Annotated in this window: 24 protein-coding genes; 2 read left to right on the top strand and 22 right to left on the bottom strand. The window is 38.4% G+C overall.

Annotation, left to right across the window (positions count from 1 at the left end):
• Positions 1–13: 13 nt before the first annotated feature.
• From J2S10_RS18650 to J2S10_RS18580, 15 genes are all read right to left on the bottom strand, one after another.
• A complete protein-coding gene (locus J2S10_RS18650; protein ID WP_307410583.1) occupies positions 14–1,066 on the bottom strand; it encodes a PAS domain-containing sensor histidine kinase in 1,053 nt (350 codons plus the stop codon).
• A 25-nt stretch (positions 1,067–1,091) separates the two neighbouring features.
• Positions 1,092–1,544 carry a GAF domain-containing protein gene (locus tag J2S10_RS18645; protein ID WP_307410581.1) on the bottom strand — a complete coding sequence of 151 codons (453 nt, stop codon included), beginning with the start codon at positions 1,542–1,544 and terminating at the stop codon, positions 1,092–1,094.
• Between the two features lie 15 nt (positions 1,545–1,559).
• Complete coding sequence (locus J2S10_RS18640; protein ID WP_307410579.1) at positions 1,560–2,213, bottom strand: response regulator; 654 nt, start codon at positions 2,211–2,213, stop codon at positions 1,560–1,562.
• On the bottom strand, positions 2,191–2,889 hold the full coding sequence (locus J2S10_RS18635; RefSeq protein ID WP_307410576.1) for a sensor histidine kinase: 699 nt from the start codon (positions 2,887–2,889) through the stop codon (positions 2,191–2,193). The genes J2S10_RS18640 and J2S10_RS18635 overlap by 23 nt, the downstream gene beginning before the upstream one ends.
• A 222-nt stretch (positions 2,890–3,111) precedes the next feature.
• Positions 3,112–3,393 (bottom strand): hypothetical protein, encoded by a 282-nt coding sequence (locus J2S10_RS18630; RefSeq protein ID WP_307410573.1) that lies wholly within the window; start codon positions 3,391–3,393, stop codon positions 3,112–3,114.
• Positions 3,380–3,691: a hypothetical protein gene (locus tag J2S10_RS18625; protein WP_307410570.1), complete on the bottom strand. Its 312-nt coding sequence runs from the start codon at positions 3,689–3,691 to the stop codon at positions 3,380–3,382. The genes J2S10_RS18630 and J2S10_RS18625 overlap by 14 nt, the downstream gene beginning before the upstream one ends.
• Positions 3,684–3,875 carry a hypothetical protein gene (locus J2S10_RS18620; protein ID WP_307410568.1) on the bottom strand — a complete coding sequence of 64 codons (192 nt, stop codon included), beginning with the start codon at positions 3,873–3,875 and terminating at the stop codon, positions 3,684–3,686. The genes J2S10_RS18625 and J2S10_RS18620 overlap by 8 nt, the downstream gene beginning before the upstream one ends.
• Positions 3,865–4,389 carry a Rieske 2Fe-2S domain-containing protein gene (locus J2S10_RS18615; protein WP_307410565.1) on the bottom strand — a complete coding sequence of 175 codons (525 nt, stop codon included), beginning with the start codon at positions 4,387–4,389 and terminating at the stop codon, positions 3,865–3,867. The genes J2S10_RS18620 and J2S10_RS18615 overlap by 11 nt, the downstream gene beginning before the upstream one ends.
• Positions 4,390–4,400: 11 nt before the next feature.
• A complete protein-coding gene (locus J2S10_RS18610; RefSeq protein WP_307410563.1) occupies positions 4,401–4,961 on the bottom strand; it encodes a 4Fe-4S dicluster domain-containing protein in 561 nt (186 codons plus the stop codon).
• Positions 4,962–7,130 carry a molybdopterin oxidoreductase family protein gene (locus J2S10_RS18605; RefSeq protein ID WP_307410560.1) on the bottom strand — a complete coding sequence of 723 codons (2,169 nt, stop codon included), beginning with the start codon at positions 7,128–7,130 and terminating at the stop codon, positions 4,962–4,964. It abuts the gene before it with no gap.
• A complete protein-coding gene (locus tag J2S10_RS18600) occupies positions 7,117–8,199 on the bottom strand; it encodes a hypothetical protein (protein ID WP_307410557.1) in 1,083 nt (360 codons plus the stop codon). Before J2S10_RS18600 ends, J2S10_RS18605 begins: the two co-directional genes overlap by 14 nt.
• A 285-nt stretch (positions 8,200–8,484) precedes the next feature.
• Positions 8,485–9,675, bottom strand: coding sequence for a hypothetical protein (locus J2S10_RS18595; protein WP_307410554.1), 1,191 nt, complete (start codon positions 9,673–9,675; stop codon positions 8,485–8,487).
• Positions 9,676–9,834: 159 nt separating this feature from the next.
• On the bottom strand, positions 9,835–11,025 hold the full coding sequence (locus J2S10_RS18590; RefSeq protein WP_307410552.1) for an HD-GYP domain-containing protein: 1,191 nt from the start codon (positions 11,023–11,025) through the stop codon (positions 9,835–9,837).
• 255 nt (positions 11,026–11,280) lie between these two features.
• Positions 11,281–12,528 (bottom strand): ATP-binding protein, encoded by a 1,248-nt coding sequence (locus tag J2S10_RS18585; RefSeq protein ID WP_307410549.1) that lies wholly within the window; start codon positions 12,526–12,528, stop codon positions 11,281–11,283.
• 193 nt (positions 12,529–12,721) lie between these two features.
• A complete protein-coding gene (locus J2S10_RS18580) occupies positions 12,722–14,137 on the bottom strand; it encodes an amino acid permease (protein WP_307410546.1) in 1,416 nt (471 codons plus the stop codon).
• A gap of 468 nt (positions 14,138–14,605) precedes the next feature.
• Here J2S10_RS18580 and J2S10_RS18575 point away from each other — a divergent pair, with 468 nt between their 5' ends.
• Positions 14,606–16,006, top strand: a complete 1,401-nt coding sequence (locus tag J2S10_RS18575; protein WP_307410542.1) for an amino acid permease — start codon at positions 14,606–14,608, stop codon at positions 16,004–16,006.
• Between the two features lie 427 nt (positions 16,007–16,433).
• Here J2S10_RS18575 and J2S10_RS18570 read toward each other — a convergent pair whose 3' ends face one another.
• The 6 genes from J2S10_RS18570 to recQ form a co-directional block, all read right to left on the bottom strand.
• Complete coding sequence (locus tag J2S10_RS18570) at positions 16,434–17,060, bottom strand: C39 family peptidase (RefSeq protein ID WP_307410955.1); 627 nt, start codon at positions 17,058–17,060, stop codon at positions 16,434–16,436.
• 398 nt (positions 17,061–17,458) lie between these two features.
• Positions 17,459–17,905 (bottom strand): threonine/serine exporter family protein, encoded by a 447-nt coding sequence (locus tag J2S10_RS18565; protein WP_307410540.1) that lies wholly within the window; start codon positions 17,903–17,905, stop codon positions 17,459–17,461.
• A 12-nt stretch (positions 17,906–17,917) separates the two neighbouring features.
• Complete coding sequence (locus tag J2S10_RS18560) at positions 17,918–18,685, bottom strand: threonine/serine exporter family protein (protein WP_307410537.1); 768 nt, start codon at positions 18,683–18,685, stop codon at positions 17,918–17,920.
• A gap of 354 nt (positions 18,686–19,039) precedes the next feature.
• On the bottom strand, positions 19,040–19,270 hold the full coding sequence (locus J2S10_RS18555; protein WP_307410534.1) for a hypothetical protein: 231 nt from the start codon (positions 19,268–19,270) through the stop codon (positions 19,040–19,042).
• A 241-nt stretch (positions 19,271–19,511) separates the two neighbouring features.
• A complete protein-coding gene (gene yfkAB, locus J2S10_RS18550; protein WP_307410530.1) occupies positions 19,512–20,630 on the bottom strand; it encodes a radical SAM/CxCxxxxC motif protein YfkAB in 1,119 nt (372 codons plus the stop codon).
• A gap of 419 nt (positions 20,631–21,049) precedes the next feature.
• Positions 21,050–23,179, bottom strand: a complete 2,130-nt coding sequence (gene recQ / locus J2S10_RS18545) for a DNA helicase RecQ (protein ID WP_307410527.1) — start codon at positions 23,177–23,179, stop codon at positions 21,050–21,052.
• Between the two features lie 318 nt (positions 23,180–23,497).
• Between recQ and J2S10_RS18540 the strand changes: the two genes are divergently transcribed.
• Positions 23,498–24,370: a polysaccharide deacetylase family protein gene (locus J2S10_RS18540; protein WP_307410524.1), complete on the top strand. Its 873-nt coding sequence runs from the start codon at positions 23,498–23,500 to the stop codon at positions 24,368–24,370.
• Between the two features lie 161 nt (positions 24,371–24,531).
• Here J2S10_RS18540 and J2S10_RS18535 read toward each other — a convergent pair whose 3' ends face one another.
• Positions 24,532–25,626, bottom strand: coding sequence for a CaiB/BaiF CoA transferase family protein (locus J2S10_RS18535; protein WP_307410521.1), 1,095 nt, complete (start codon positions 25,624–25,626; stop codon positions 24,532–24,534).
• Positions 25,627–25,628 lie beyond the last annotated feature (2 nt).

Below are 25,628 nucleotides of genomic sequence, written 5' to 3'. Positions count from 1 at the left end.
GGTCAGCCTCTTTTTAAATTATAGAGAATGAAATAGGCACTTCTAAAATAATTTTCGTCCCCTTACCCGGTGAAGAAAATATCGAAAGCTCCCCGCCAACAGCCCGAGTCCGTTCCTCCATGCTGAAAAGACCTACACCACGTGATTGTTTCATCTTATCAAAGCCAATCCCCTTATCTTCAATCATCACCCTGACGATATCATCCATTTCTCTTAGCGTCACAGTCGCTTCCGATACCTCAGCATATTTACGTATATTGGTTAGCGCCTCTTGGATAATTCGATAAATCGTCAGTTCGATACTGATTCTTAACCGCTGATTCAGCATACATTCAAAATAAACATCGATATTGTAATGATCTGAATAGCGACTGAGAAACGAACGGATGGCAGGTACCAAGCCGAGATCATCCAAAACGGATGGGCGAAGCTCCCAAGAGATTTCCCTTATTTCTTCAATTAATTCGGTTGCTTCCGTTTGCATTTGCTGAAGAAGCGGATGGTCGATTTCTGAAATCAATCGATTAATGGTAATCAAATGACTATAGAGATTTTGGCCAATGCCATCATGTAAATTTCGCGAGAGCCGCTTGCGTTCATCCTCTTGGACATCGATAATCGTTGACATCATTTTTTGCAATTCCCGTTCTACACGCTTTCTCTCCGAAATTTCATAACGAATTGCCATATACTGATATGGTTTACCTTTATCATTTAAAAAAGGAACAATGGTTGTGTCTACCCAATAAACTGTCCCGTCTTTGGCTCTGTTGCAGATTTCGCCCTTCCAAACCTTTCCGAAGCCAATCGTTCTCCACATATCAACAAAAAACTCCTTTGAGTGGTATCCGGAATTGACGATTCTGTGGTCTTGGCCCAAAAGTTCTTCTTTTAAAAATTTAGATATGTGACAAAACTGATCATTTACATATGTAATAATCCCTCGGGAATCGGTGATGGCAACAATAGATGATTCATCTAGTGCAAACTTAATATCCATCAATTCCTGAAGGGATTTATTTAATTCATTTTCAAGGTTGGAGAGCTTGTTCAAAGGTTTTTTCATTTCCCTATCCACCGCATGGCCTCCATTATAGTGTGATATGTCCTTTTAATACATCTTCTAAGGAATGGGCAGCTTCCTTTACGCTTTCCTGTTCCTCTTCTGAAAAATCATACTTTTCTCTATTGCCAATAAGCAATACCCCTTTGGGAACAAAATTAAAAAACAAAGGGACCGCGTAAGAGGAAACAAGTTTTTCAGCGAGCATGATCGGATAATCTGTCACTTTCCCGTTAATTTTATTAGGAAAATCAGAAATTATCATTGCACTGCCGCTTGAAATAACTTTTCCGGCGATTCCTTTACCGAAACGAACGGTTATTCGTTCATACTTATCATTTAAATTGCCCGAAGCATAATGCCAACGAACATCAGGACCCACTTCATTTTGAAGGGCAAGCCCGACAAATTCACAGCCGACATTATCCAATAATTGGTTACACAACTCAATTACCGCATGCAATCCCTTTATTTCCGTCATCCTTTGTGATTCTCCTTAAATACCATAACCTAATAACCCCTTTTTCACGGCATATTCCACCAGCTCCGGCCGGGTTTTCATTTGCAGTTTTTCCATAAGTTTTCCTTTATGTGTTTCTACTGTTTTGACGCTAATCACAAGCTGCTCGGCAATTTCTTTGTTTGCGTACCCTTTAGCAATAAGTGTTAGGACCTCTTTTTCACGATCGGACAAAAGATTGTAGGTATTGGAGCTATCTTGTTTCATGCTGCCCAGATATTCCTCCATTAATCGTTTTGTTGCCGAAGGATGCAGATACGCATCACCGAGAGAAACGGCTTCAATTGCTGACATTAATTCATCATGAGGGGCGCTTTTTAAAATACAGCCTGAAGCACCGGCCTGAATGGCTCGAAAAAGGTATTCTTCATCATCGTGCATCGTCAGAATCAGGATGTGAACATTTGGCATGTGCTTTTTTAATTCAGTTGTAGCAGATAATCCGTCTTTTCCGTGGGGCATGCTTAAATCCATCACAACCACATCAGGTTTCAGCTTTAAGGCTTTTTTGATTCCTTCGTTCCCTTCAGAAGCTTCTCCAATTACTTCCATTTCAGGATTTTTATTCAATAGCATGGTTAGACCCATTCTTACCACAGCATGATCATCAACTAGCAGAATTTTTATCACTACATTCTCTCCTTTGATCCATTATTAATGGAAGAGATATTTCAATAGATGTACCCTCTCCTATTTTAGAGGAAATCACACATTGTCCGCCAGTTAGAAGCATCCTTTCCTTCATCGCCGCTAGTCCTGATGAATGTTGGTTTTTTTCCATGTTCTCCTGTTGGAATCCTTTACCAAAGTCATGAATAGCTATTGTTAATTCGTCCGGCTTCCACATAAAGTTCATCTTCACATGAGATGTATCCGCATATTTTGCAATATTAGCAAGGGCTTCCTGACAAACCCGAAATAATGCGATACTATTTCGATCAGGTAAGGGTTTTTCAGTTCCTGTGGATTCCAAATCAACAAGAATACCAAATGTAGAAGTATATAACTTAATATAGCTTTTCATAGCGGGAAGTAAACCCAGAGTTGTTAAGGTAGGAGGATGCAGTTCGACAGAAAGCAGCCTGATTTCTTGAATCGTCTTTTCTATTAACTGTGACATTTCACGAACATAATTTACTATATTCGGCTGATTGACGCCTGATTCAATAAACTGTAAGCCTGTTAAAATACTATAAAGGTTTTGTCCGACTCCTTCATGAAGTTCAATGGCAATACGCTTTATCTCCTCTTCCTGTGAATGGATAATATAGGAACTGATTTGTTCCTTTGACGGTAATAGCTCCATTTGCACACCTCCTTTTAAAGCGGAAGCACCCGTTTAGCGCATGACAGGACTGAAGCGCTTCGACTGAGATAAAGTCAACACGAATCGCGTTTTTGGCTTTTTTGTGTTGACTTATCGTAGGGAGAAGAGCGAAGTACACTAGGCGCTGGGCGCTTGAGCTAGACAGTTACCTTCGTTCAAAAATCTTTACTTTCTGATATTTAAAAAAAGCCAGGTACTTAATTAAAAGTCCTGAACCTTTTTTATCGTATATTGTAGTCCACTGTCAGAGTCAATTGCCGTCCATTCAGTTTCCGATTGTTGGACTCTGCTTGTCAGCGGTACGGCGAGAAAATAAAAATCATCAAAATAAAAACGGATATGTGTATCATCAGGGCAATGCTGAACCTTTTTTACTGTTTTTTTTACAGTAGGGGCTTGATCTCCGCCTTGTTTATCTTGAATTGCAATTTCAACGGGGACACCGACAAAATGCATAAGGTTTTCTATTTTAATGGGTTCCACAGCTATTACATCCTCTCAGAACAGGATAGATGAACATCTTATATGCTTGTAGATACTCCCAAAACTTCTCACCTGCATGCTCCTCAAGGAACTGAATTGCATCTTCTTCCGTTGCCCATTCACTCATTCCTTTTATCTCGGCAATTACCATTTCAGCACCATCCATCGACTTTTCTTCCAGAAACCAATTCAACCTTTTCTTTGCAAAGGTGCTTTTTAGTAACTCATCAACTTCGGTAGAAAAACCGCCTGATTCCGGCCGTACGAAACAAAAATCAAGATAGGTCTCACTAGTCATTCACATTCACACCTTTTTTATAGATGAAGAAAGCAACAGGAAATAAAATTACGTTAATGATTGCTGCAATTAATGTGGTTGAATAATGTTCATAAAAATATTGATGGACCATGTATTGAGTAAAAATAATATTTAACATTAATACGACGAGAAGGAGTGCGACACTTAGGTAACTACGCTTCATAACGTTTCACCCCCACGGCATAGACAGCACCGTTTTCTACTTTCACATGAATTTCAGGAAGCGGACGTCTGGGCGGCCCGGCAATTGGCTCTCCTGTTTTTACGTCAAATTTCCCGTGATGGCAAGGGCAGATCATTTCACCCTCATCTTTTTTCCAAAATACAGGGCAACGCAGATGTGTACAAGCATTTTGATAGGCAACATACTTATTTTCTGAAAGTCGAATCAAGATGGCACTGTCATGTTCTCCCGGAAAAGCGAAATCAACAGCATCACCAACTGCGACTGACTTAACATCTGTAATTTTCTTTTTCGGGTATTCTTTATTTCCAAGTCCGGCAAGTTCTTTAGCCGCCAACGCTCCCCATGGAAGCGAAGAGATCGCAAACACGCCTGCTGCACCGACCAATGTTTTCATGAAACCGCGGCGGTCAAGCTTTCTTTCGTTATTACGGTTAATATTATGAGTATAGTTATCTTCATCAAACGGGATTTTATTATTTTTATCTGTCAAGTTAATCCCTCCTAAAACAATTTCGTAACGCCCTGTAAGATACCGGGAAGATTCACTTTTACATTTGTTTCGCCCTCTAAATAAGGCATGCTTGTCACCCATTTACCATTATCAAGATTAAATTGCTTTTGTTTTGCTTCAATTTCCTCATCAGTCAACCATTGCAGTGTGTTGGAAGGACATACACTCGCACACATTGGCGGTATTCCGTCCTTAGTGCGATCAATGCAAAGATCACATTTATACATTAGATTTTGCTCGGTATCAAATTTCGGAATACCATACGGGCAGGCAATCGTACAGTTTTGGCAGCCAATACATTTTTCAACAAGGGCGGAAAGAACCGCGCCTGTCTCATGGATTTGTATTGCCTGAGCCGGACAGCTTCTTGCACATGCCGGATTTACACAATGAAGACACATAAGCGGCATCGTTTGACGGTTAACAAGCGGGTTGACATCGTAAACATAGTTCCGGTTCCGCTGATCATGTCCGCCGCATTGCGTACAGGCTGCCAAGCAAGAGCGGCACCCAATACAGTTTTCAAGTTCTAAATATAGTCTTTTTTTCATTTACTGCACCGCCCCTTTTTTTAGTTTTTCAATCTGTGCTGCACATGCTTTGAATTCCGGCATCCGTGATATTGGATCAAGCGCAGGAATCGTTAAGAGATTAATAGATTTTTCATGTCCAAAATGGTACGGAACAAAAACCGTATCTTTTCGGATAGCTTCAGTAATCTTCACTTTATATTCTGCTTCGCCTCTTCGAGTAAAAAGGCGGACATACTCTTCATGCTCAATGTTATAGTTTGCAGCTGTTTCTGGATGTACTTCTACATATGGTTCTGGACACATATCACGTAAGAATTGTATTCTTCTCGTTTGGTTTCCTGATAGGTAGTGGAAAACAACGCGTCCTGTTGTTAAGCGTAAAGGATATTCTTCATTCGGCTCTTCAGCAGGCGGGCGGTATGGAAGTGCACAAATTTTCGCCTTTCCATCTGGATGATAAAACTTTTTATCTAAAAACATATGTGGTGTTCCAGGATCCTTTTCATCCTTACAAGGCCAGAAGACGCCATCTTGTTTGTCGATTTTATCCCAAGTTGCACCGTAATAGTCAGCATAACCGCCTTTAGAAGCTAATCGGAACTCATCCGCTACATCTTTTGCCGTTTTTAAATGAGAGAAATATTTTCCCCTTCCAAGGTATTCAGCTAGTTCTGCTTGAATTTGCCAGTCAGGTTTTGATTCACCCAGCGGCTCCTGTGCTTTATTAATTTTAATAATACGGCCTTCTAGGTTTGTTACCGTTCCTTCATCTTCAGACCAAGTTACGGATGGTAGAATGACATCGGCAAACTCCGCTGATTCAGACAAGTAGAAGTCTGAACAAACCATAAAGTCTAGGCCTTTTAATGCTTTGCGGACAAAGTTTTGATTTGGAGCGGAAACAGCTGGGTTTGAACATAGTAAGTAAAGACCTCGAATAGTTTTCTCTTCCATCAGTTCGAACATCTCGTATGCAGAAACACCCGGCTGCGGCATTTCTTCTGGGGTAATCCCCCATACTTTACATACTTCCTCAACATGTTTAGGGTTTGTGAGTTTACGATAACCTGGAAGTAAATCAGATTTTTGTCCATGCTCACGGCCGCCTTGACCGTTTCCTTGACCTGTAAAGGTTGCTACCCCAGCTTTTGGCCGACCGATTTTACCGGTAACAAGAGCCATATTAGTATATGCAGAAACATTGTCGACCCCTTTATGCTGCTGTTCAATACCACGGGCAAACATGACGATGGCATTCGGTGCTTTTCCGTAAATCTCTGCTGCTCTGATGATCTTCTCAGGAGCAACCCCTGTAAGCTGGCTTGTATATTCCGGCGTGAATTCTTTCACCAATTCTTTTGTTTCTTCAAATCCATTTGTATGGTTGTTAACGAAATCTTCATCAGCATAGCCGTTTTGTATTAATAGATTTAAAATTCCGTTCGCTAGTGCCAGATCTGTACCCGGTCTTAAATCTAAGTGCACATCTGCTCTTCTTGCGATTGGCGTTTCACGAGGGTCAGCTACAATCAAGTAACCCCCTCTTTCCTGTACCGCCCAAACGCGGAACATCGAAGTTGGATGGCATTCTGCTGTGTTACTTCCTGCAATAAACATACAATCTGTTTCATGAATATCTGTCCAAGGAAGAGTTGATCCACGGTCAACACCAAAAGAGCGAAGGAAGCCACCCGCTGCACTCGACATACAGAATCGACCGTTATAGTCGATATAACGTGTTTGCATAGCAACCCTAGCAAACTTTCCAGTTAAATAACATTTTTCATTTGTCATTGATACACCACTGAAAACAGATAATGTATCTTTTCCGTATTTAGTTTGTAGCTCTGCAAATTTCGATGCGATTAGTCTGTATGCTTCATCCCATTTTGCTTCACGGAAGCCTTCTTTTGTTCCTTTTAAAGAAGCATCATCACGGATCAACGGTTTTAAAATACGATCGTCATGGTTGGTTTGTTGATAGGCGGTAACCCCTTTAGGACACATTTTGCCGACGTTTACGGGCCAGTCATAACGAGGTTCGACCCCGATAATTTTATTTGTTTTTGTATTTACTCGTAAATTCATCCCACATTGCATGCCGCAGTAAGCACAGTGAGTTTTAACGAGCGTTTCATTTGGGTGGCGTACATTTTCTATTTCTTTAAAAAACTTATCCCTTTGCATTCTGGTTTGCCTCCTTGACCTTTACTTGGTGGGTTGCGAATCCTGAAAATCTTGAAATTCGGTATTTTCTGCGGCATGGCAGGCACAATTCAGCGAGATTAAAACCATCTTGCATATTAAATTCGATATCATTGACTCCCAATACTTGAATAACATCGTTTGATTGTTCAACTGAAACAAATTTATCTCCGCACACTTTACATTCTTTCATATGTTGTTCTCCATAATGTTCACGGTAGTTTCTTGCAAAGACACTCATAGGACGGAATGGGATATGGGCAAGCTTGCCAAATGGTAAATAGATTAAAGTAACAATTACGGAAAATTGGTGGATCAGCGACATTTGCGGCTGCATCCAGCCGTGCAGTACAATGTTTTGGAACGTTAATAAAAGTCCGGTAATCGAAATAAATAACAATAAGTAAAGAGGAAGGAAATCATACATAAACTTTTGTTCCGCTCTTGCTTGCATATTTCTTAACCGGCGGTACAATGCCATACAAACACCTGAAATTACCATTACCGCTGCAATATTTAGTGCGTTATAGGAGAAGAATGCAATGATTCCTTCTGCAGGTACCTTCAGCACATTCATTCCAAAAAGCACGATAGTGTAATAGCCATTGTTTTCCATCGTAAAATACATCCAGCTAAATACAAGTGGAAACGTTACTAGGCAGGCAAGAACACAGCCCCAGCCGATTAGGATATGCTGAACCCAGCGATAAACTCCCCGATTCCGAATGAAATCGTAAATCGCTAAATGGCTAACAGCAGTTTTAGCAGTACTTTTTCTAAATAGCAGCTTTAGGCCTTTTTTAATAATAATTTTGGTTGGCGGCCTTTCCCCCCATGCAATAAACCGGTAGAAAAATCCTCCGATAAACACGATGGTTCCAACCATATATCCGTAAAGATTCAAGTCAATATGGGTAAACATTCTTGTTCCAATAAAAACTAAAACGGCAATTCCGGCAATTGTTAGGAACACTGATTTAGCAAAATGGGATGCAAAGGCATCACTGATCGAGCGTCCTTCTTTTTTAGTCGTTGAAATTGTTGACTCCATTCAAGCTCCTCCTCAAAAAAATAACACTAACGATTTTCTTACCTTTATTGTAAGAAAATCGTTAGTGTTATAAATATCAGGGAACTCCCCTATCATCGGGGAAAAAAACCCTTATAAATTGCAATTTAGACATAGTTCTGTCACAAACTAGAAAAGCGGAAGCGCCTGTTTAGCGCACGACAGGACTGGAGCATCCCGAAACACGAATCGCGTTTTTGGCGATTCGATGCTGACTTATCGTAAGGAGGAGTGTGAAGTACACTAGGCGCTGGAGCTAGACAATACTCAATTTAGAAAAGACTTAAGATATTTTTTCCGCCAAGAAAATAACAGCAGCATAAAACCAAGCAAAAGTTGCAAGGAGAAAAGAGATGCATCCCAAAAAGCTAAGGATGTAGGAGCTTGTTCGAATCCGGGAAAAACGTTTTTCCAAGCAAACCATAATTGAGGGATATAAAATAGCACATAAAGCGTAATCGTCAAAACTACACCAACAAAATAGAAAATGGAATAAAAGTAAACCGGTTTTCTTTCACCTGCAAATATAACCTCTCCTTTTGAAGAAGTTTGTTGAATCGGAAGCCATTTTCTAATTATTTGCCTTGCATTTTCCATCAAATTATAGCAGCCCGAAACATTTTCAAAAACAAAATATAGATCGGTTTTCATATAAACACAGCATTGATACACCATGCGAATAAACGTATCCAAGACAACCACATGCATAATGCTCAGGAAAATCTCCGATCCTTTGAAGAAGATTAATTGACTGATTAAAGCCAGAAAAAGAACCATCGTATCAAAACATAAACCTGCTAAATATAAAACGTTCCGGTCCTTTGAGGGCAGTTTCCATACAGCTGACATATCGGTTTCCAGCACCACAAGAAATAAACGGTGACCAACCTCTAATTTGGTTGGGAGATGTTTAGCTCTCATTGCAAGCACATGTCCCAATTCGTGAATTAACACCAAAACACTCGTTAACAACAACCAAGAAGGTATATTTAACACCATTAAATGAAATATAAATAAATCCTTATAGTGTGGAAATAAGGCCGGATGGTAGATGAGGAGACCGACATTTATCATAAATAATAATAAATAAACAATAAAAGCTGTTTTATTAAAAAAGAATTTCCCAATCCTTGGCGAAATCCACAAAAAGCCTAGGCTTTCTTTTTTCTTTTGCTTAAATTCCACCTTAATACTATCAATCTCCGTTATAAGGTTTAACTCAAAAAGCTGTTCCGCAAAATCAATGAGGTCAACCTCTTCCTCTGGGAATTTTTCTCTAAGCTGTCTTTCAACTTCTCCAAGTACCTCACCATGTTGAATCAAGTGGATAGCTTTTATACAAACCTCCGGCATCTCGTAAAATTCACCTGAGGTTAAATCTTCTACGATATAATGCCGTTTATCTTTTCGAATTTCGATTGGAACCAACAAAAGCTGTGAACTCAGTGTTATCTTCATTTAAACACCGTTCCTAACTAGTAATCTATAAATAAAGAAGGATGCTAAGTTATTTGCTAGCACCCTTCTTTTTGTTACATAAACCAACATACCCAGCATAGACCAGTTGCTTTAACTTTTTTTAATTTACGGATTTTCAAGGCTATCACCTCCTTAAAATCAGTTAACTGCTAAACTAATGTTTAATTTTGCATTTGCATCATTTTTAAAGGACAAATCATGGATTTTTTCCCATAGCGGATATGCCTTTTGAAATAAACTAACTAATTCAGGATCAAACTGGGTTCCTTTTCCCTCCAAGATCCGCTTATATGCTTCTTCAACAGATAAAGCTGCTCTATAGGATCTATTGGACGTCATCGCATCAAAGGCATCTGCAATTGCTGCAACCCGAGAAAGATACGGAATTTCCTTCCCCTTCAATTGGTCGGGGTATCCTTTTCCATCCCAACGTTCATGGTGAGATCGAATAACCTCAATGCTATTACTAAATCCTGCTACTTTCGAGACTGCCTCTGCACCCACTGTTGTGTGTGACTTAATGATTTCATATTCTTCATTTGTGAGACGTGACGGCTTCATCAAAATTTGGTCCGGAATATGTATCTTTCCTATATCATGGAGTAAACAAGCAAAATTAAAAGCTTTCAACTCTTCATCAGTAAACTTTCCGCTAATTTTTGCTAGTTCTAGAGCATAACTTGCAACTCGTTCGCTATGGCCTCTTGTATACGGATCCTTAAGCTCAAGAGTTGCAATAACTCCCTTTACAATACCTGTTAGCTGTTGATCATAGGAAGTTTTTATTGCATTTACATATGATTGGAATCGGGATAACAAAATAAATGAAAAAACTGATAAAGTAGATACCAATACAATACCTAAAAAAACGACAGGGGATTTAATGATTAGTCCAACAATAATATATTTTAAAATTATTCCAAGAGAAACAACGATAACAAAAGGTTTGCTAACAAATATCGGTGACAACAAAATCCAAAAGATTTCTACTGCATTTCCACCCCTATACAAATCAGGTTTTCCAATAAATGTAACTGCATCATTTAAAAATGTTAAGGAGGTATAACTTATAAAATAGATATACTTAATTACATATGATTTTTGTTTTTTAGTAAAATAGTGGGCCACCGGTAATAAGGCAAACATGAATAGATATATCCAATAAATCAATTTATCCGGTGTATTGTCATTTAGTTGCGGAATATAACTTGAGATGAATTTATAAATTATGTCAAATGAAATGGATATAATATAAAATAAAACTAAAAACCATTTTAGCGTCCTGGTTTCTTCATTTCTTACATTTGGATCTATTACTTGTTCTTTCATGTGCCTACCTCACAATAGAAATACAAACATTTATTATCTGTTCTCGAAAAAACGATTTGATTGTTATAACAAGACATTACTTTCCATAATTACCACAATAAGTGTATTTATGACACTTTCCTACATTATAATTCATTTATATTAGTAGAAAAATATAAAACTAGATTGATTTATGTATAATTATAGAACTATTTTTTGTATCAAGGAATAATTTTTTGTTTTTTTTGAAAATTATAATATAATTTGTTGAATCTATCATTTTGACAATTTTTGATTTATTGGTAATTCTACTTCCACTTTAGTTCCTTTCTCGAGTCTGCTTTGAATACTAAACTTCCCTTTATGGTCCTTAATAATTTGATTCGTTACCATTAAACCGAGGCCTGTTCCATCTTTTTTCGTGGTATAGAATGGTTCCCCTATGTTAAGAATATTTTCTTCTGCAATACCGCAACCTTCATCCTCAATAGAGATTAGCATTTTGTGTTCCTTTGAAACTTTGACACGGATTTTTATTTTTCCGCCTTCAGGCATTGCTTCAATGGCATTTTTTAATAAGTTTATAAACACTTGCTTTAGCTGTTTGTCATCACAATCAATTTGAGATAGGGGTCCTTCTATAATCGTTTCAACAGTAACCCCCAGCATTTCAGCTTGTTGTTGAGTAATCGATAAAGTATAAGCAATAATTTCTTCAATGCTTGCTTTTTCAAGTTCAATTGCCTTTGGTTTACCAAGGTACATCAAATCGTTCACAATTGAATTGATTCGATCAATTTCCTGGATCATGATTGGATAGAAATCGTTAGTATTAGGATATCGTTCCTGTTGCAACTGTGTGAACCCCTTTAATGATGAAAGCGGATTACGAATTTCATGACCAATGGCAGCTGCCATTTGGCCAACAACAGCTAGCTTCTCTTTTTTTCTCAGCTCTTCGAAGACAGTTTGTAAGGAATTAATATAAGAATCAAACCGTATTAATAACACATAGGCAATTACAGTTAAAATTAAATAGATAATTGCTGGTATTAATACGTTTAAATCTTTTAAAATTAACCCTAATAAGAATTCCTTCCCTATCATCCCTACTGAGACTGTCCAAAAATATTTTTTATTGACAAACATAGGGGAAAAAAGAATAAATAAAACCTCAACAATATTTCCCGAAGCATAAGATTTCGTTGTTCCCAAATATGTAATAAGAGTATCAGTAATATCAATACATATGTAGCCAATGATGTAGATAAACTTTACAATGTAAGGATTATCCTTTTTAATAAAATAAATAGCAAACGGCAGCATCCCTAGAACAAGGACATATAACCATACCCCTAAACCATCCTTAGTGTCGAAATTGCTTTCTTGAGGATGTAGTCTAGGCCTAATATAGTTATAGAAAATATCAAAAGAATAAAACATTAAATTAAACAACCATAAAAAAAGAACAATCGCCTTCTTTTCTTCATAGATGAGCTTGGGATTCTTGATACTTTCTATCATATATGTTGCTCCCTCAATCAGATTTGTTTAGGAAAATTGTACATATAAATCCTCCTACCATTTTATCATCTTTTAAAAGAAAATTGGCTTCTCTTATGAAAAAAACCCTGCTTTTCGACATATTTCGCCATTATACAATAAAACAAAAGGAGCTTGCTACAGCAAGCTCCTTTTGTATATATTATGTTAATACTTACATCACTTTTTTCATTTGATTTGGCGGGTTATTCAAGGTTGAGTGTTTGCGTCCATACCCGAAGTAAACAACCAATCCGATTACAAGCCAAACGAAGAAAGCAATCCATGTTGTGGATGGTAACTGAAGGACTAAATAGCCACAGAATACGAATGCAAGGATTGGAATCCATGGTACAAATGGTACACGGAAGCCGGTTGTTGGTGCTTGCTTGTTTTTACGAAGATACAAAATTCCAACAGCAACAGTCATGAAGGCGAATAATGTCCCAATGTTTGTAAGTTCTGCAAGCTTGTTTAACGGTACTAATCCTGCAAAGATGGATACAAGTATACAGGTAATCCATGAATTAAACACCGGTGTTTGCTTCTTCTTATCAACTTTTGAAAATACCTTTGGCAACAATCCATCACGGCTGATCGCATAAAATAAACGAGTTTGCCCATAAATCATTACCAGTAATACCGTTGTGATACCGGCAATGGCACCTAGTGAGATGAAACCGGCAGCCCAATCCTGATGAATAAAATTAAGTGCGAATGCAACAGGATTTTTCACATTAAGCTGTTGATAAGGAACAATACCTGTTAAAATTCCGGAAACAATGATATATAAGATTGTGCAAACAAGAAGTGATGCAATAATCCCTATCGGCATATTCTTTTGCGGATTCTTTACTTCTTCCGCTGCAGTGGATACTGCATCAAAACCAATGTAAGCAAAGAAAACTGTAGCGGCCCCAGTTGCGACACCAGAGAATCCAAATGGCATAAACGGAGTCCAGTTGGCAGGCTTTACATACCATGCCCCAACAGCGATAAACAATAAAACAACTGCAAGCTTTATAATAACGATAATCGAATTAAAACGAGCTGATTTTTTTACACCTTGTGTTAATAGGAAAGTAATCAATAGAACAATTGCAATTGCAGGTACATCGATAAAAGTTCCATGTGCAGGGTCAAAAGCACTGGTTATGGCTTTGGGAAAATGAATGCCAAAGCCTGCAAGTAATCCTTGGAAGTAACCTGACCAACCGCTGGCAACAGCTGATGAAGCCAGCCCGTATTCCAGAATTAAATCCCAGCCCAATATCCAGGCAATGATTTCTCCGAATGTTGCATAGCTATACGTATAAGCACTTCCTGATACAGGAACAGTTGATGCAAATTCAGCGTAACACAGGGCTGCAAACACACAGGCTAAACCGGATAAAATAAAGGATAAAATAAGTGCAGGTCCTGCATGTTCAGCTGCCGCTACTCCCGTTAGAACGAAAATCCCCGTTCCAATAATTGCTCCTATTCCGAGCATCGATAAATCAAACGCCCCTAATTCTTTCTTTAAAGTTACATCTTTTTGTCCAACTTCTTTTATAAGATCCGCAATGGACTTTTTTCTAAATAAACTCACGGTATATACCTCCCTGGTATAATGTCGAAATGTTCTGAAAAAATATTTCGTAAATTTGTATATTGGTATAATATATTTTATTTTTAAAAAAAGCAATATTTTTCGAAAAATAAAATTATTTCAAATTAATCCCAAAACAATTAATCCCATTTACTTAAGCTTTCCACTTAAGGACATTCTCATTCAGGATAATATTTATATGCTTTTTCATTATTCTGATAAAATAAATTCGATATTCGAAATAAAAAACGAATCCAACAGATAAAGGCTTGTCACCTAATCCTGCGAATCCGCCTTTTTTGTCTATTTTACTTGATTTTTTGATAACTAATCCTATTAATAGTATTGACAATACTAAGAGGGCTCCCCGGTTAAAAGGCCCTCTTTTCTATTTTCCTATGTTTTTTACACACAAATGGGGGAATAAATAAAATGTATTTGTTTTAAGAATTGAAAGGAGAGTATGAAATGAACAATGACCATACAATTGAGCAAGCTGTCCTCCATAAAAAGGCTGATAATCTTGAGAAAGGGGAAACCTCAGGGCTTGCCTGGTGGCAGCTTTCACTGATTGGAATTGGTTCAATCATCGGAGCAGGCTTTTTCCTAGGGACAGGATTATCAATCAAAACAGCAGGCCCCGCTATTTTACTTAATTACTTAGTTGGCGGACTCACAGCCTTTTTTGTCTTTAGTGCCCTTGCAGAAATGACGGTCAGAGACCCTCAGCCTGGCTCCTTTCGTGCTTATGCAAAAAATGCATTCGGGAATTCGATGGGCTTTGTATCGGGATGGATGTATTGGTTATCAGGCGTTTTTATTATGTCTAGTGAGGCAGTAGCCCTTGGAACCTTTACCCGTTACTGGTTTCCCCATATCCCGCTGTGGATTTTCACCGTTGCCTACGCTGTTCTTGCATTTGGTATCAATCTTCTCGGTGTGAAAAATTTCGGCAAGATTGAATCAACCTTTGCCATGATCAAATTAGCGACACTTGTTATTTTTATATTTTTCGGCCTGTTATTATTAGTTCATTTTATTTCTCCCCAAGCGGTTTCATTAAGAGGCTTTGGCGATTTTCAACACTTTATGCCAACTGGTATAAAAGGAATGTGGTCCGCTTTAATCTTTGTATTTTTTTCCTTTGGAGGGATTGAGATTATTGGCATTGCCTCCTCTGAATTAAAAAATAGAAACGAAGTTCCGAAGGCAGGAATCGGCATGTTGATTGCTCTTGTTTCCTTGTACATTCTGTCTATTTTCTTTGTTCTGTATATGGTGTCATGGTCGACTATTAACGAATCAGAAAGTCCATTTGTTACGGCGTTAACCATTTTTCATATTCCCTTTATCGGAACTATTTTCAACATGATTGTTATTAGCGCAGCCTTTTCTACAATGGTCGGGGCTTTATTTTCTGTCACCAACATCATGGTATCATTGGCTGAGGACGGGGATGCCCCTAAAACGATTGCAAAGAAGAGCATGCGGGGAACCGCTTTTAAGTCTTTATTTTTAACAGGTCTCGCTCTAGCTGCTTCCCTTACCTTATCGTTTATTCTGCCAGGTAAAATATATGAATATATAACGACCGCTGCCGGTGTAATGATGATTTTAAATTGGACCACGATTCTTTCATCACAAATTAAATTGCGAAAAGGAACCCAAAATAATGAACATTTTAAAATGCCTGGTGCTCCTTTCACCTCCTTTTTAGGAATTGCCTTCATTCTATTGGGTGTCTCCGGCGGATTGTTTCAAGCTACCCAAAGAATGGGCGTGTTCATTAGCCTTGGGTTGATTGGAGTAATTTTCATCTGCTACTTTGCGATAGCGAAAAAACGGCAATTTTCCGCTCGGAAAGGATAGCAATTTGACATTTCTATACAATAGGTGTACTATTAGTTATTGTGCTTTAGATTTCAGTAACTTGTAATAGATAAATAACGCAATGTAAGAATTTTTCTGGCATTTTCGCTTATGTTTAAAAGAAAAAACTTATTCACACTGGATCGGCTTCGGAGTCGTAAGGATGTAAGAGAGGTAGGGCTTACATCGTTTAGGTATAAAACCATCAGGTGGAAAAATAACCGCGGCATATTTGTTTTCTAAAACAATTACAATAAATTAATTTTTACTTTGCAATGGCTGATATAAAACAACCATTCACAAGTTACGATATAGATCCAAAAGGGATCAAAAGCAAAAAAGGCAGAGGGCCGACGGTCCTCTGCCTTTGCCCATTCTACTAATAAAAAATAAAGCTGACCCCTGTTCAACTAGTCAGCCTCATTCTTTATTTTTCGATCACAATCGCTTGTTTGCCCATTTGTTCCCAGGCTTTAATAAAATTAATTCGATTTACTTTCTCGTTTTTAAAGCCATATGGATCGTTAATATAAATATAATTTTGATCGTATCCTGTTATAACGACACTATGTTCACTAAACGTAATCTCCATCATCCCTTGAGGAGTGTTCCACTTTTGAAAAACAGAAACCGGCGCAAACTGGGTTGTTGTGATTACCCAAACCGGAAGCCCCTGACCTACCATTTTTAATACTTCGTCAAACTGTCTGTTCGTTAAATTAACAGCTTTATCCCCAACATAGGATTGGGCAAGGTTAAAAATCGGGCCATTATAAACGCCTAAGCCCGGTCCGTCCTCCATATCTCCAACGAACCCGATATTGGGATTTCCCTTCTGTCCGTTGCTATAGGTTAATGGAACTCTATTTATTTTTTGAGCTAATGTATTTTTCGTCACGTTTACACCATGGTAATTCAAAATCATCGCTAAGCTGGTTACCTCACACCCATTATATAATTGGGGTTTATCTAACTGCAAAAGGAGTGGAACATCCAGGATGATACTATTCGGCAGCACGGGTTCTGCAGGTGCCACGGTAACTTTTTTCGGAATTTCCTTTGGCACTGCTCCTTGCTGATTCACTTCTTTTGTCGTTGGTAGGTCCTTAGACGCTTCCTTTGCAGTCGGTGAAAATTCATTCCTTTTTAAAGCTCCAGCTACTTCCGATGTTTTATCAGGCTGTAACTGTTTAGTAACGGCCGCAAAAATATCATTTACGTTCACACTTTGGGCACTAAAAAATGATATCAATATTATAAACACTATAAAAATAATTTTTCTCATAAGCTATTAGACTCATTTCTTTTATGAATTTACCAATAGTATTACTCTATTACTATATCAAAAACAATAATAACCATAAACCCTATTAAATTCCAATCCTATTGTAAATTAGGTTCCTTAACTTTTTCTTAAGAAAAAAACCTTCCGGTGATTGCTCACTAAAAGGTTCAATTTCTTACTTTTTCGGAATTAATTTTTCGAATTACCTGGTTGATTACTTCAGAAAAGACAAGGCCAAAGGCAATCGACCCGGAAATCATCAATACTTTAGCTGCTGAGCCTAATGCTGAATTGTAATCATTCTCGACAAAGTTCTTCATCGCATCAAAAGCTAATCCTCCGGGTACTAATGGAATAACCCCAGCGACGCTAAATATAATCACAGGTGTTTTATAAAATTTCGCTAATAATTGGCTAATAATTGCCACAAACAGACTGGCACCCAGTGTTGCGATAACAGAATCACCGGAATAATCTTCTGTTACATAATAGATCAACCAGCCTCCCATCCCAATGAGGCCACACTTCACTAACGTTTCTTTCGGTGCATTAAAAATAATCCCAAAGGCACCTGTCGCAATAAAGCCGGTTATTAATTGTCCTAAAATGGTCAAACTGCTGCCCCCTTATACTTTCAAAAACGCTAATACGATGGCAATACCCGAGCCGATGGCGAAGGCTGTCAGGAACGCTTCGGCGCCCTTTGATAATCCTGACACCAAATGCCCGGCCATCAAATCCCTTACCGCATTCGTAATCAGCAGTCCCGGAACCAAAGTCATTACTGAGCCAATAATAATTTTATCTAACTGATGACCTATTCCTATTTTTACTAATAATAAAGATAACAAACCGATTAAGAATGAGGCCAAGAACTCAGAAAAGAATTTTATTGGCACAAAGCGATGAACGTATACAAAGCTTAGGTAGCCTAATCCACCGGAAATCATCGCCGGAATGAAATCATTCCATCCGCCATTTAACATAATCATGAAACAACCGCTGGCACTTGAAGCGGCAGCAACCTGAACCATGAAGGGAAATGTCATATCTAAGGAATCGATTTCATTTAAAAGACCCAGCGCTTCCAAAAGGGTGACTTCACCGCTGCTGATTCTCCTCGAAATACTATTGACCATTGCTACTTTTTTCAAATCTGTCGATCGTTCGGAAATTCGAATAAGCTTGGTTTTGGTTTCCTCTGACCCCTCTGCGGAAAAGATGATACCAGTCGGTGTAACATAGCTATGGGTGTTTTCAATGCCAAAAGAAGCCGCAATCCGCATCATTGTATCTTCGACCCGATACGTCTCGCCTCCGCTTTGCAGCATGATTTTCCCCGCGAGTAAACACACTTCCATTATTTCGTACGTTTGTGATGCTTGATTTTTCATCTATATCTCTCCACGTTTATCTATGTTGTCTCTTAGTTTAAATCAAAACAAAGGAATGAATCAATCGTCAATAATAAAAACAGGAAATGACCGCACCTTAAGTTCGGGCTTATTTTCTGCTAATATAAACCATTAAGGATGGCCCAACTAAGGCATATTAATATTAATTTACTCTGCAGCAGTAGTTTTCACTAATTTAACAGCCGTTTTCTTTCTTCTTTCCAAAAAGATGATACCTGTTAAACAGAGATTCATTCTCCTTTTTGTTCATTTAATTTTAATATTGGATAAATTTACAAATTATTTTTTACCCAGATAAAAAGCATGAAAGACATCTTTCACGCTTCAATTTAATTACTCGCCAATATTATTTTCAAACCACTCTTGGAGTTCTTTCAACGAGGTAAAGCTAAAAATTTCTTCCCCATTTTGGCCGTTATCAAAGCCTGTATTACCCCTTAGGGTAATTTCCCCTTCATCTCCGGAAATCAAGATCGAATAAGGATGGTTTACATTTATGAATCTGGCATCCAGATCATTATCGCTCCAGTTCTTGCTTTTCAAAAAGGCTTCATAGTGTTCCATTATTTCCCTCCATTTTTTAATTCCTTCTATATTATTCCATTAGCTGCTTACAATTATTTTTCTGATTGATAACTTCTTAAAGATGTTTTTTATATCCACTAATGCGCTAAAAGCATGGGGGGTTATTTTTTTTATCTTAATTTTCCCTTTTTCATATCTTTTACAATTAATTAGGATAAAATCCAAGAGTCTGCAAAGCATACGATATAAAAAAAGACCCAAAATTAATTGAGTCTTTTTGCTATTTTTTAATATTGGAAGAGAGTTTTGTAAAGTCATAATCTTTGTAATAGCTATTCTTAACTAAGATGTTTGGCCCCAGACAAGATACTGCAGGGCAATGACAATTTAACTCTCCGGCAATAGCTGAAGATTGCCATGTTTGATAGGCATCTTGCAAATTCGTCGTTTGGATATTTCCAAGCGGCGGGGTATCGCCAAAATCCGTGACAATAATCTCACCTGAAAAAATGTTTACGTTCAAACGGGAACGGCCATCAGGGTCATTGCGGACCGTAACATTTTTACTACCATACAGGCGTTTCAAAAGATCTAAATCTTCCTGCATACCGCTGCAGGCATAGAAAGGCAGCGTACCGAAGAGCATCCAAACATTTTCATCCCGAATATCAAGCAAATGATGAATGGATTCTCTTATTTCATTAAGAGACAATGTTTCAAGATTGCTAGCAAAATCACTGGGGTACATAGGGTGGACTTCATGCCTTTGGCAAAGCATTTCATCAACGATTTGGCGATGGATTTTTTCCAAATGCGGTAATGTACGCTTGTTTAACATTGTTTCAGCTGATACCATCACACCGGATTTAACAAGTTCACGGCTGTTTTCTATTATTCTCGTAAAATATTTTTCCCGCTGACTGTATTCCGGCATTTTTTCCATCCTTGCAAACCCACCCTCGACGAAATCATCGACGGTTCCCCAATTATGAGAGATATGTAGGACATCTAAATAAGGGATGATTAATTCATAACGTGCTAAATCAAGCGTCAAATTGGAGTTAATCTGAGTTCGGACTCCTCGTTCATGTGCATATTTTAAGATTGGCAGCACATAGTTTTTTACAGAGGACAGTGATAGCATCGGTTCTCCCCCTGTAATACTAAGAGATCGTAACATCGATATCTCCTCTAACCTATTTAACAATAGATTAAGCGGCAGTGGCTCGGGATCCTTTGTTTGGAGCGTATATCCTACTGCACAATGCTCGCACCGCATATTACATAGGGTAGTCGTGGTGAATTCAATATTGGTGAGCTGCTGCTTCCCATATTGTTCGATATCTAAATAGGCTTCCCAAGGATCATGCATTGGGGTAATTTTTCTCAATGTTGACATGTTGAACTCCTTAAAATCAGTTTTAAAAAACCTTTTTATTATAGCTGATTTATGGATATTTTAGCTAATTTTACTCACTATTGTTTACAAAAGCTTATGTCCATTAAAATGCTAATATGATTCGGTTTTTTTGTAACGTAACAAGCAAAATTCTTTTGCAAAATGGCGAGTTTTCCCTAGCAATACATATTTAACACTTTTTGTATAAAATAAGAAAACATTAAACGTAACTTCGAATGGTGGTTAAAACAATATGGAAATGCAGCCTTTAAGAAAATTGGAAAAATTAGCGTTAAGGAAGGTGTAGTTTTCAAATTAATATGAAAAACAAGGCCGGACTTTAAGCCTTGTTTTCTATTTAACAGATATCGACAAATTCCCGGGAAATATCAACATAATCTGATATGATATCGACAATTCTATTTTTTCTTACTTATAAAATATAGATATGCTTTAATCATAAAATAGCTAACTTCCTCAGGAAGCAGTTCTTTAATTGGTTTTAAGCGATCTCGGCCTGCTTCTTCGACCGCTTTCCTGATTAGTAGAAGATATTCAGCCGGAATAAGCGTTAAAAAATCAACGTCCAGCCCATGCTGTGCACATTGAATTAAGTGGTTTTCAACGGTGCTAATGGCCAGATCCCTTTTTTCGGCAATTTCTTTTATGGAGTAATTATTTTTATGCAAGTTAAGTGTCTCTATATGGGAATCCCCCGCTGCTTTTTTTGCCGGTTTTTTTGGCGCTTTTTCTTCTGCTGCTATCTCGCTCTTATAGTCTGTGTTGGCTTCGCAATATGCACGGATGGCCTGAATAAATTCCAGCCCGTATTTTTGAAGCTTGTGCTCACCGACACCACTAACCTGTAATAACTGTTCGCTCGTTTGCGGTGCCTTGACACACATATCCTTTAAGCTGGCATCGGAAAAAATCATAAACGGCGGCACTTTTTCCGTTTCGGCAATCTTTTTTCTTACCTCTCTAAGTTCTTCAAACAATGGGTCAGCATTCGAGACTTGCTTAACCTTAGCTGATTCTCTCCTGCGGACCTGATGTTTTCCAAGAAGGATGTCTTTTCCTTTTGGAGAAACATAGAGTGTAGGATACGTTCCTTGCTCAATTGCAATTAGCTCCTGGGATATTAAGAATTCAATAAAATCACTAACTTCTTTTGCCCCTTGGTCCTTCATAATTCCATATGTGGTGAGTTTATCAAAACCCAACTCGGTTACTTTTTTATTTTTCGAACCGGTTAACACCTGGGCCGTGAGTGTCTTTCCAAATCTCTGCCCCATCCGAATCACACAGGACATCACCATTTGGGCTTCTTTTGTGACATCAATGCTTGTCCGGTCGTCTGTGCAATTTGAGCATCTTCCACATGGCTCCGTTTCCGTTTCCCCAAAGTAGTTTAAAATAAATTCCTGCAGGCAGTTTTCCGTATGACAATAATCTACCATTTGCTGCAATTTTTCTAACTCAGCATGAATCCGGTTTCTTTCACTTGATTGGTCGATTAAAAAGCGTTGAATTTGCACATCCTGTGAGGAATGAAGAAGCACACATTCACTCTCAAGGCCGTCCCGTCCCGCACGTCCCGCCTCTTGATAATAACTCTCCATGTTTTTTGGAAGCTGAAAGTGAAGTACATAGCGGATATTGGACTTATCAATTCCCATTCCAAAGGCGGAAGTGGCGACCATTACCGATGCTTTATCCTGTAAAAATCGCTCCTGCTCCCCGGCTCGCTCATCGTCTCCCATCCCTGCATGGTAGCGGGCAACATTGACGTTTTCTTTCCGTAGCCTTTCAAAGAGCTGATCCACGTTCTTCCTTGTTGCCGCATAAATAATACCTGCTTCTTTTTCATTCTTTTTAATATAGTCTACTAAATACTTAATTCTGTCCTGTCCTTTAATCACGGAAAATGATAAATTTACCCTTTCGAATCCTGTAATAATCGTATTTTCTTCATCAATTTTTAGCAGGCTACAGATATCTTCCCGGACCCTGGGTGTTGCTGTTGCAGTAAGTGCCAATACAATAGGCTTTTGCGGAAGGCTGTGAACCATTTGCTGAATATGGCGGTAGCTTGGGCGGAAGTCATGGCCCCACTGTGAAATACAATGGGCTTCATCTACTGCAACTAATGGGATTTCCATGTTTTTTAAATCTTCAATGAAATCACTTGATTCTAATCTTTCGGGCGCAATGTATAACAGCTTGTACTTTCCTTGTAATGCATCTTGCATTCGCTGATTCGCTTCTCTAAAACTTAACGAGCTATTAATAAATGTTGCTGGAATTCCCACCTGAAGAAGTGTATCAACCTGATCCTTCATCAAGGATATAAGTGGAGAAATGACGATCGTTGTACCTGGCAGGACCAAAGCGGGGATTTGATAGCAGATCGATTTACCTCCGCCTGTTGGCATGACGCAAATGGTATTTTCTCCGTCTAAAACAGCACGGATTGCATGCTCTTGACCGGTGCGGAAGGACCTGTACCCGAAATAGGATTCTAATAATGGCAGTGCTTTTTCAAACAAGCTTGTCTCTCCTTTCACTTTGAATTGGTTATGTTTTAAGTTTAAAAATAAATAGCAGATATTCTATTATTATAACTGAATGGAAAGTTAAATGGATGGGTGAATTTGGTGAATAGCGAATTATTAAGGCGAACAAGGGTTATGGGATGTGGTGCCCGGTGAAATGTTTTCCTTAAGATTCTTTGTTGTTGACTGTCCAAATTGGTAGTTGAAGGTGCTTTATATTTTTATCTCATTGTTACAGCAAAAATTGCCCGATTCTACCAGTTATAAAGAAGGTAACCAACCTCATACTAAAGAGAAAAAGGCGGGGTCAACATGAAAGGGCTCAAATTCTGCAGCTTTATATGTTGTGTTTCTCTTTTAACTAGTTGTAATCACCATATAACTGAGAATCAGAAAGGACTTGCGCAAACTTCTTCACCTCAGCCCAATAACTATAAACTGTTATTAACCAGCAACCCCGATACTCCTGCAACAACAGATGAACAACTAAAACAATATTTAATACAAAAATACCAAGTCCCTAAAGAGTGGGGAGAAAATGTTACAGGGGTAAGGACGAGATTAAATACGTCTGATAAAGTCATTGCCCTTACTTTCGATGCTTGTGGGGGAACAAACGGCAGCCGCTATGATTCTGAATTAATTTATTATTTGCGGCAGCAGCAAATTCCCGCTACACTTTTTATTAATAGCAGGTGGATTGATGCCAATTATTGGACCTTTATGGCTTTATCTAAGATACAACTTTTTGAATTAGAAAATCACGGAACCCTTCATAAACCCCTTTCGATAAACGGAAAATCGGCTTGGGGAATCAAAGGGACAGAGAATGTTGGACAAATCGTTGATGAAGTACTAGGCAATCACCGAAAAATGGAGAAGCTACTTGGTGCTCCTCCTCGTTTCTTCCGGTCCGGGACTGCTTATTATGATGAAGTTGGTGCAAAAATTGTCCATGAAATTGGCGAGCAACCCGTGAATTACAACATTCTTGGTGACGCCGGTGCAACATACAATCGCAATCAAGTTAGAGATGCTCTTTTAGCTGCCAAACCTGGTTCAATAGCTATTTTCCATATGAACCATCCTGAAGGAGAAACTGCTGAAGGAATAAAATTAGCCATACCTGAACTAAAAAAACAGGGTTTCAGGTTTGTAAAATTATCGGACTACCCACTTCAGTAATATACAGATTTGTTTTTTTCAACTAATCAAAGGACAGAGGAAACTTTTCCCAATTTCTCTATCCTTTTGATTCATCACATTGTTTACTCTCTCAGTTAGCTATTGAAAAATTTTTGGATAAAAAAGGCAGTCGTGGTATTTTCGACAGCCTTAATTCAATATTATCTGTAAATCTCATTCAAAATTTCGTCATTATGCTCGCCTTTTTTGGGTGGAGGAGTAAAATATAAATCCTTGATATCACTGTGCATTTTAACTTGATAGTCTCCCCATGAAGAAACAAACACCAGCTCCTTCTCTTTAAAATAAGGGTTATCAATCAGTTCCCCTGCTTCGAGCATCGGAGCCAAACAGCAATCTACCATTTGCGCAAATTCAATCCACTCGTAAAAGGTTTTTCTTTTAAAAAGAGCTGTTAGTTCCCGAAATACGGGATTTGAATCAGCCGATTTTGAAAAATGAGCCTCGATCCAATCTTCACGCCCGTGCGCCGTACAAAAATTTTGCCAAAATTTCGGCTCCAGTGCCCCCAGGCTCATATATCTCCCATCTTTTGTTTCATATAACCCATATGAAATAATACTCCCGGTTAAAACAGAGACACCTTGAGCTTCACCCGTTTCCTTTTCAACCATGACATGGTTCCCCATTAATGACACCATTTGGTCCGTGATCGAAATAGAATGATAACTTCCTTGACCGGTTAAAAATCTCGACACTACCCCCGCCAAAATCCGTTCATTCGCCGCCATTCCTCCGATAAAATCTGCAAAGGTTATGCTTGGATGTACCGGTTTTCCATGTTTATCCTTTAGCTGAGACAGCACTCCGCTTAATGCCATGTAATTGATATCATGGCTGCCAAGTACACTTAGCAGCCCTTGTTGTCCATATCCTGAAATCGAGCAATAAACGATATCAGGCTTTATTTTTTTTACATCATTATAGCCGAGACCTAATTTTCCCATAACACCTGGGCGAAAGCTTTCTAAAATGACATCAGCGTTAGAAATTAATTTCAAAGCAATTTGACGACCTTCTTCTTCCTTCAAATTGAGCGTGAGACTTTTCTTCAGACGATTGTTCGCCAGAAAAACGAGGCCTGTTCCTTCCTTTTTAATTCCTGTACTACGGGCAGGGTCGCCTTCCGGCGGCTCAATTTTGATAATTTCAGCGCCTAATTCTGCTAAGCGTAACGTAGCGAAGGGACCTGGTAGATAGTTGGTAAAATCGATGACTTTAATTCCTTTTAGCATAT

The sequence above is a fragment of the Neobacillus ginsengisoli genome, assembly GCF_030813055.1.
Note: the sequence above shows the minus strand (reverse complement) of the source record. Positions and strands in the feature narration are given on the sequence as shown.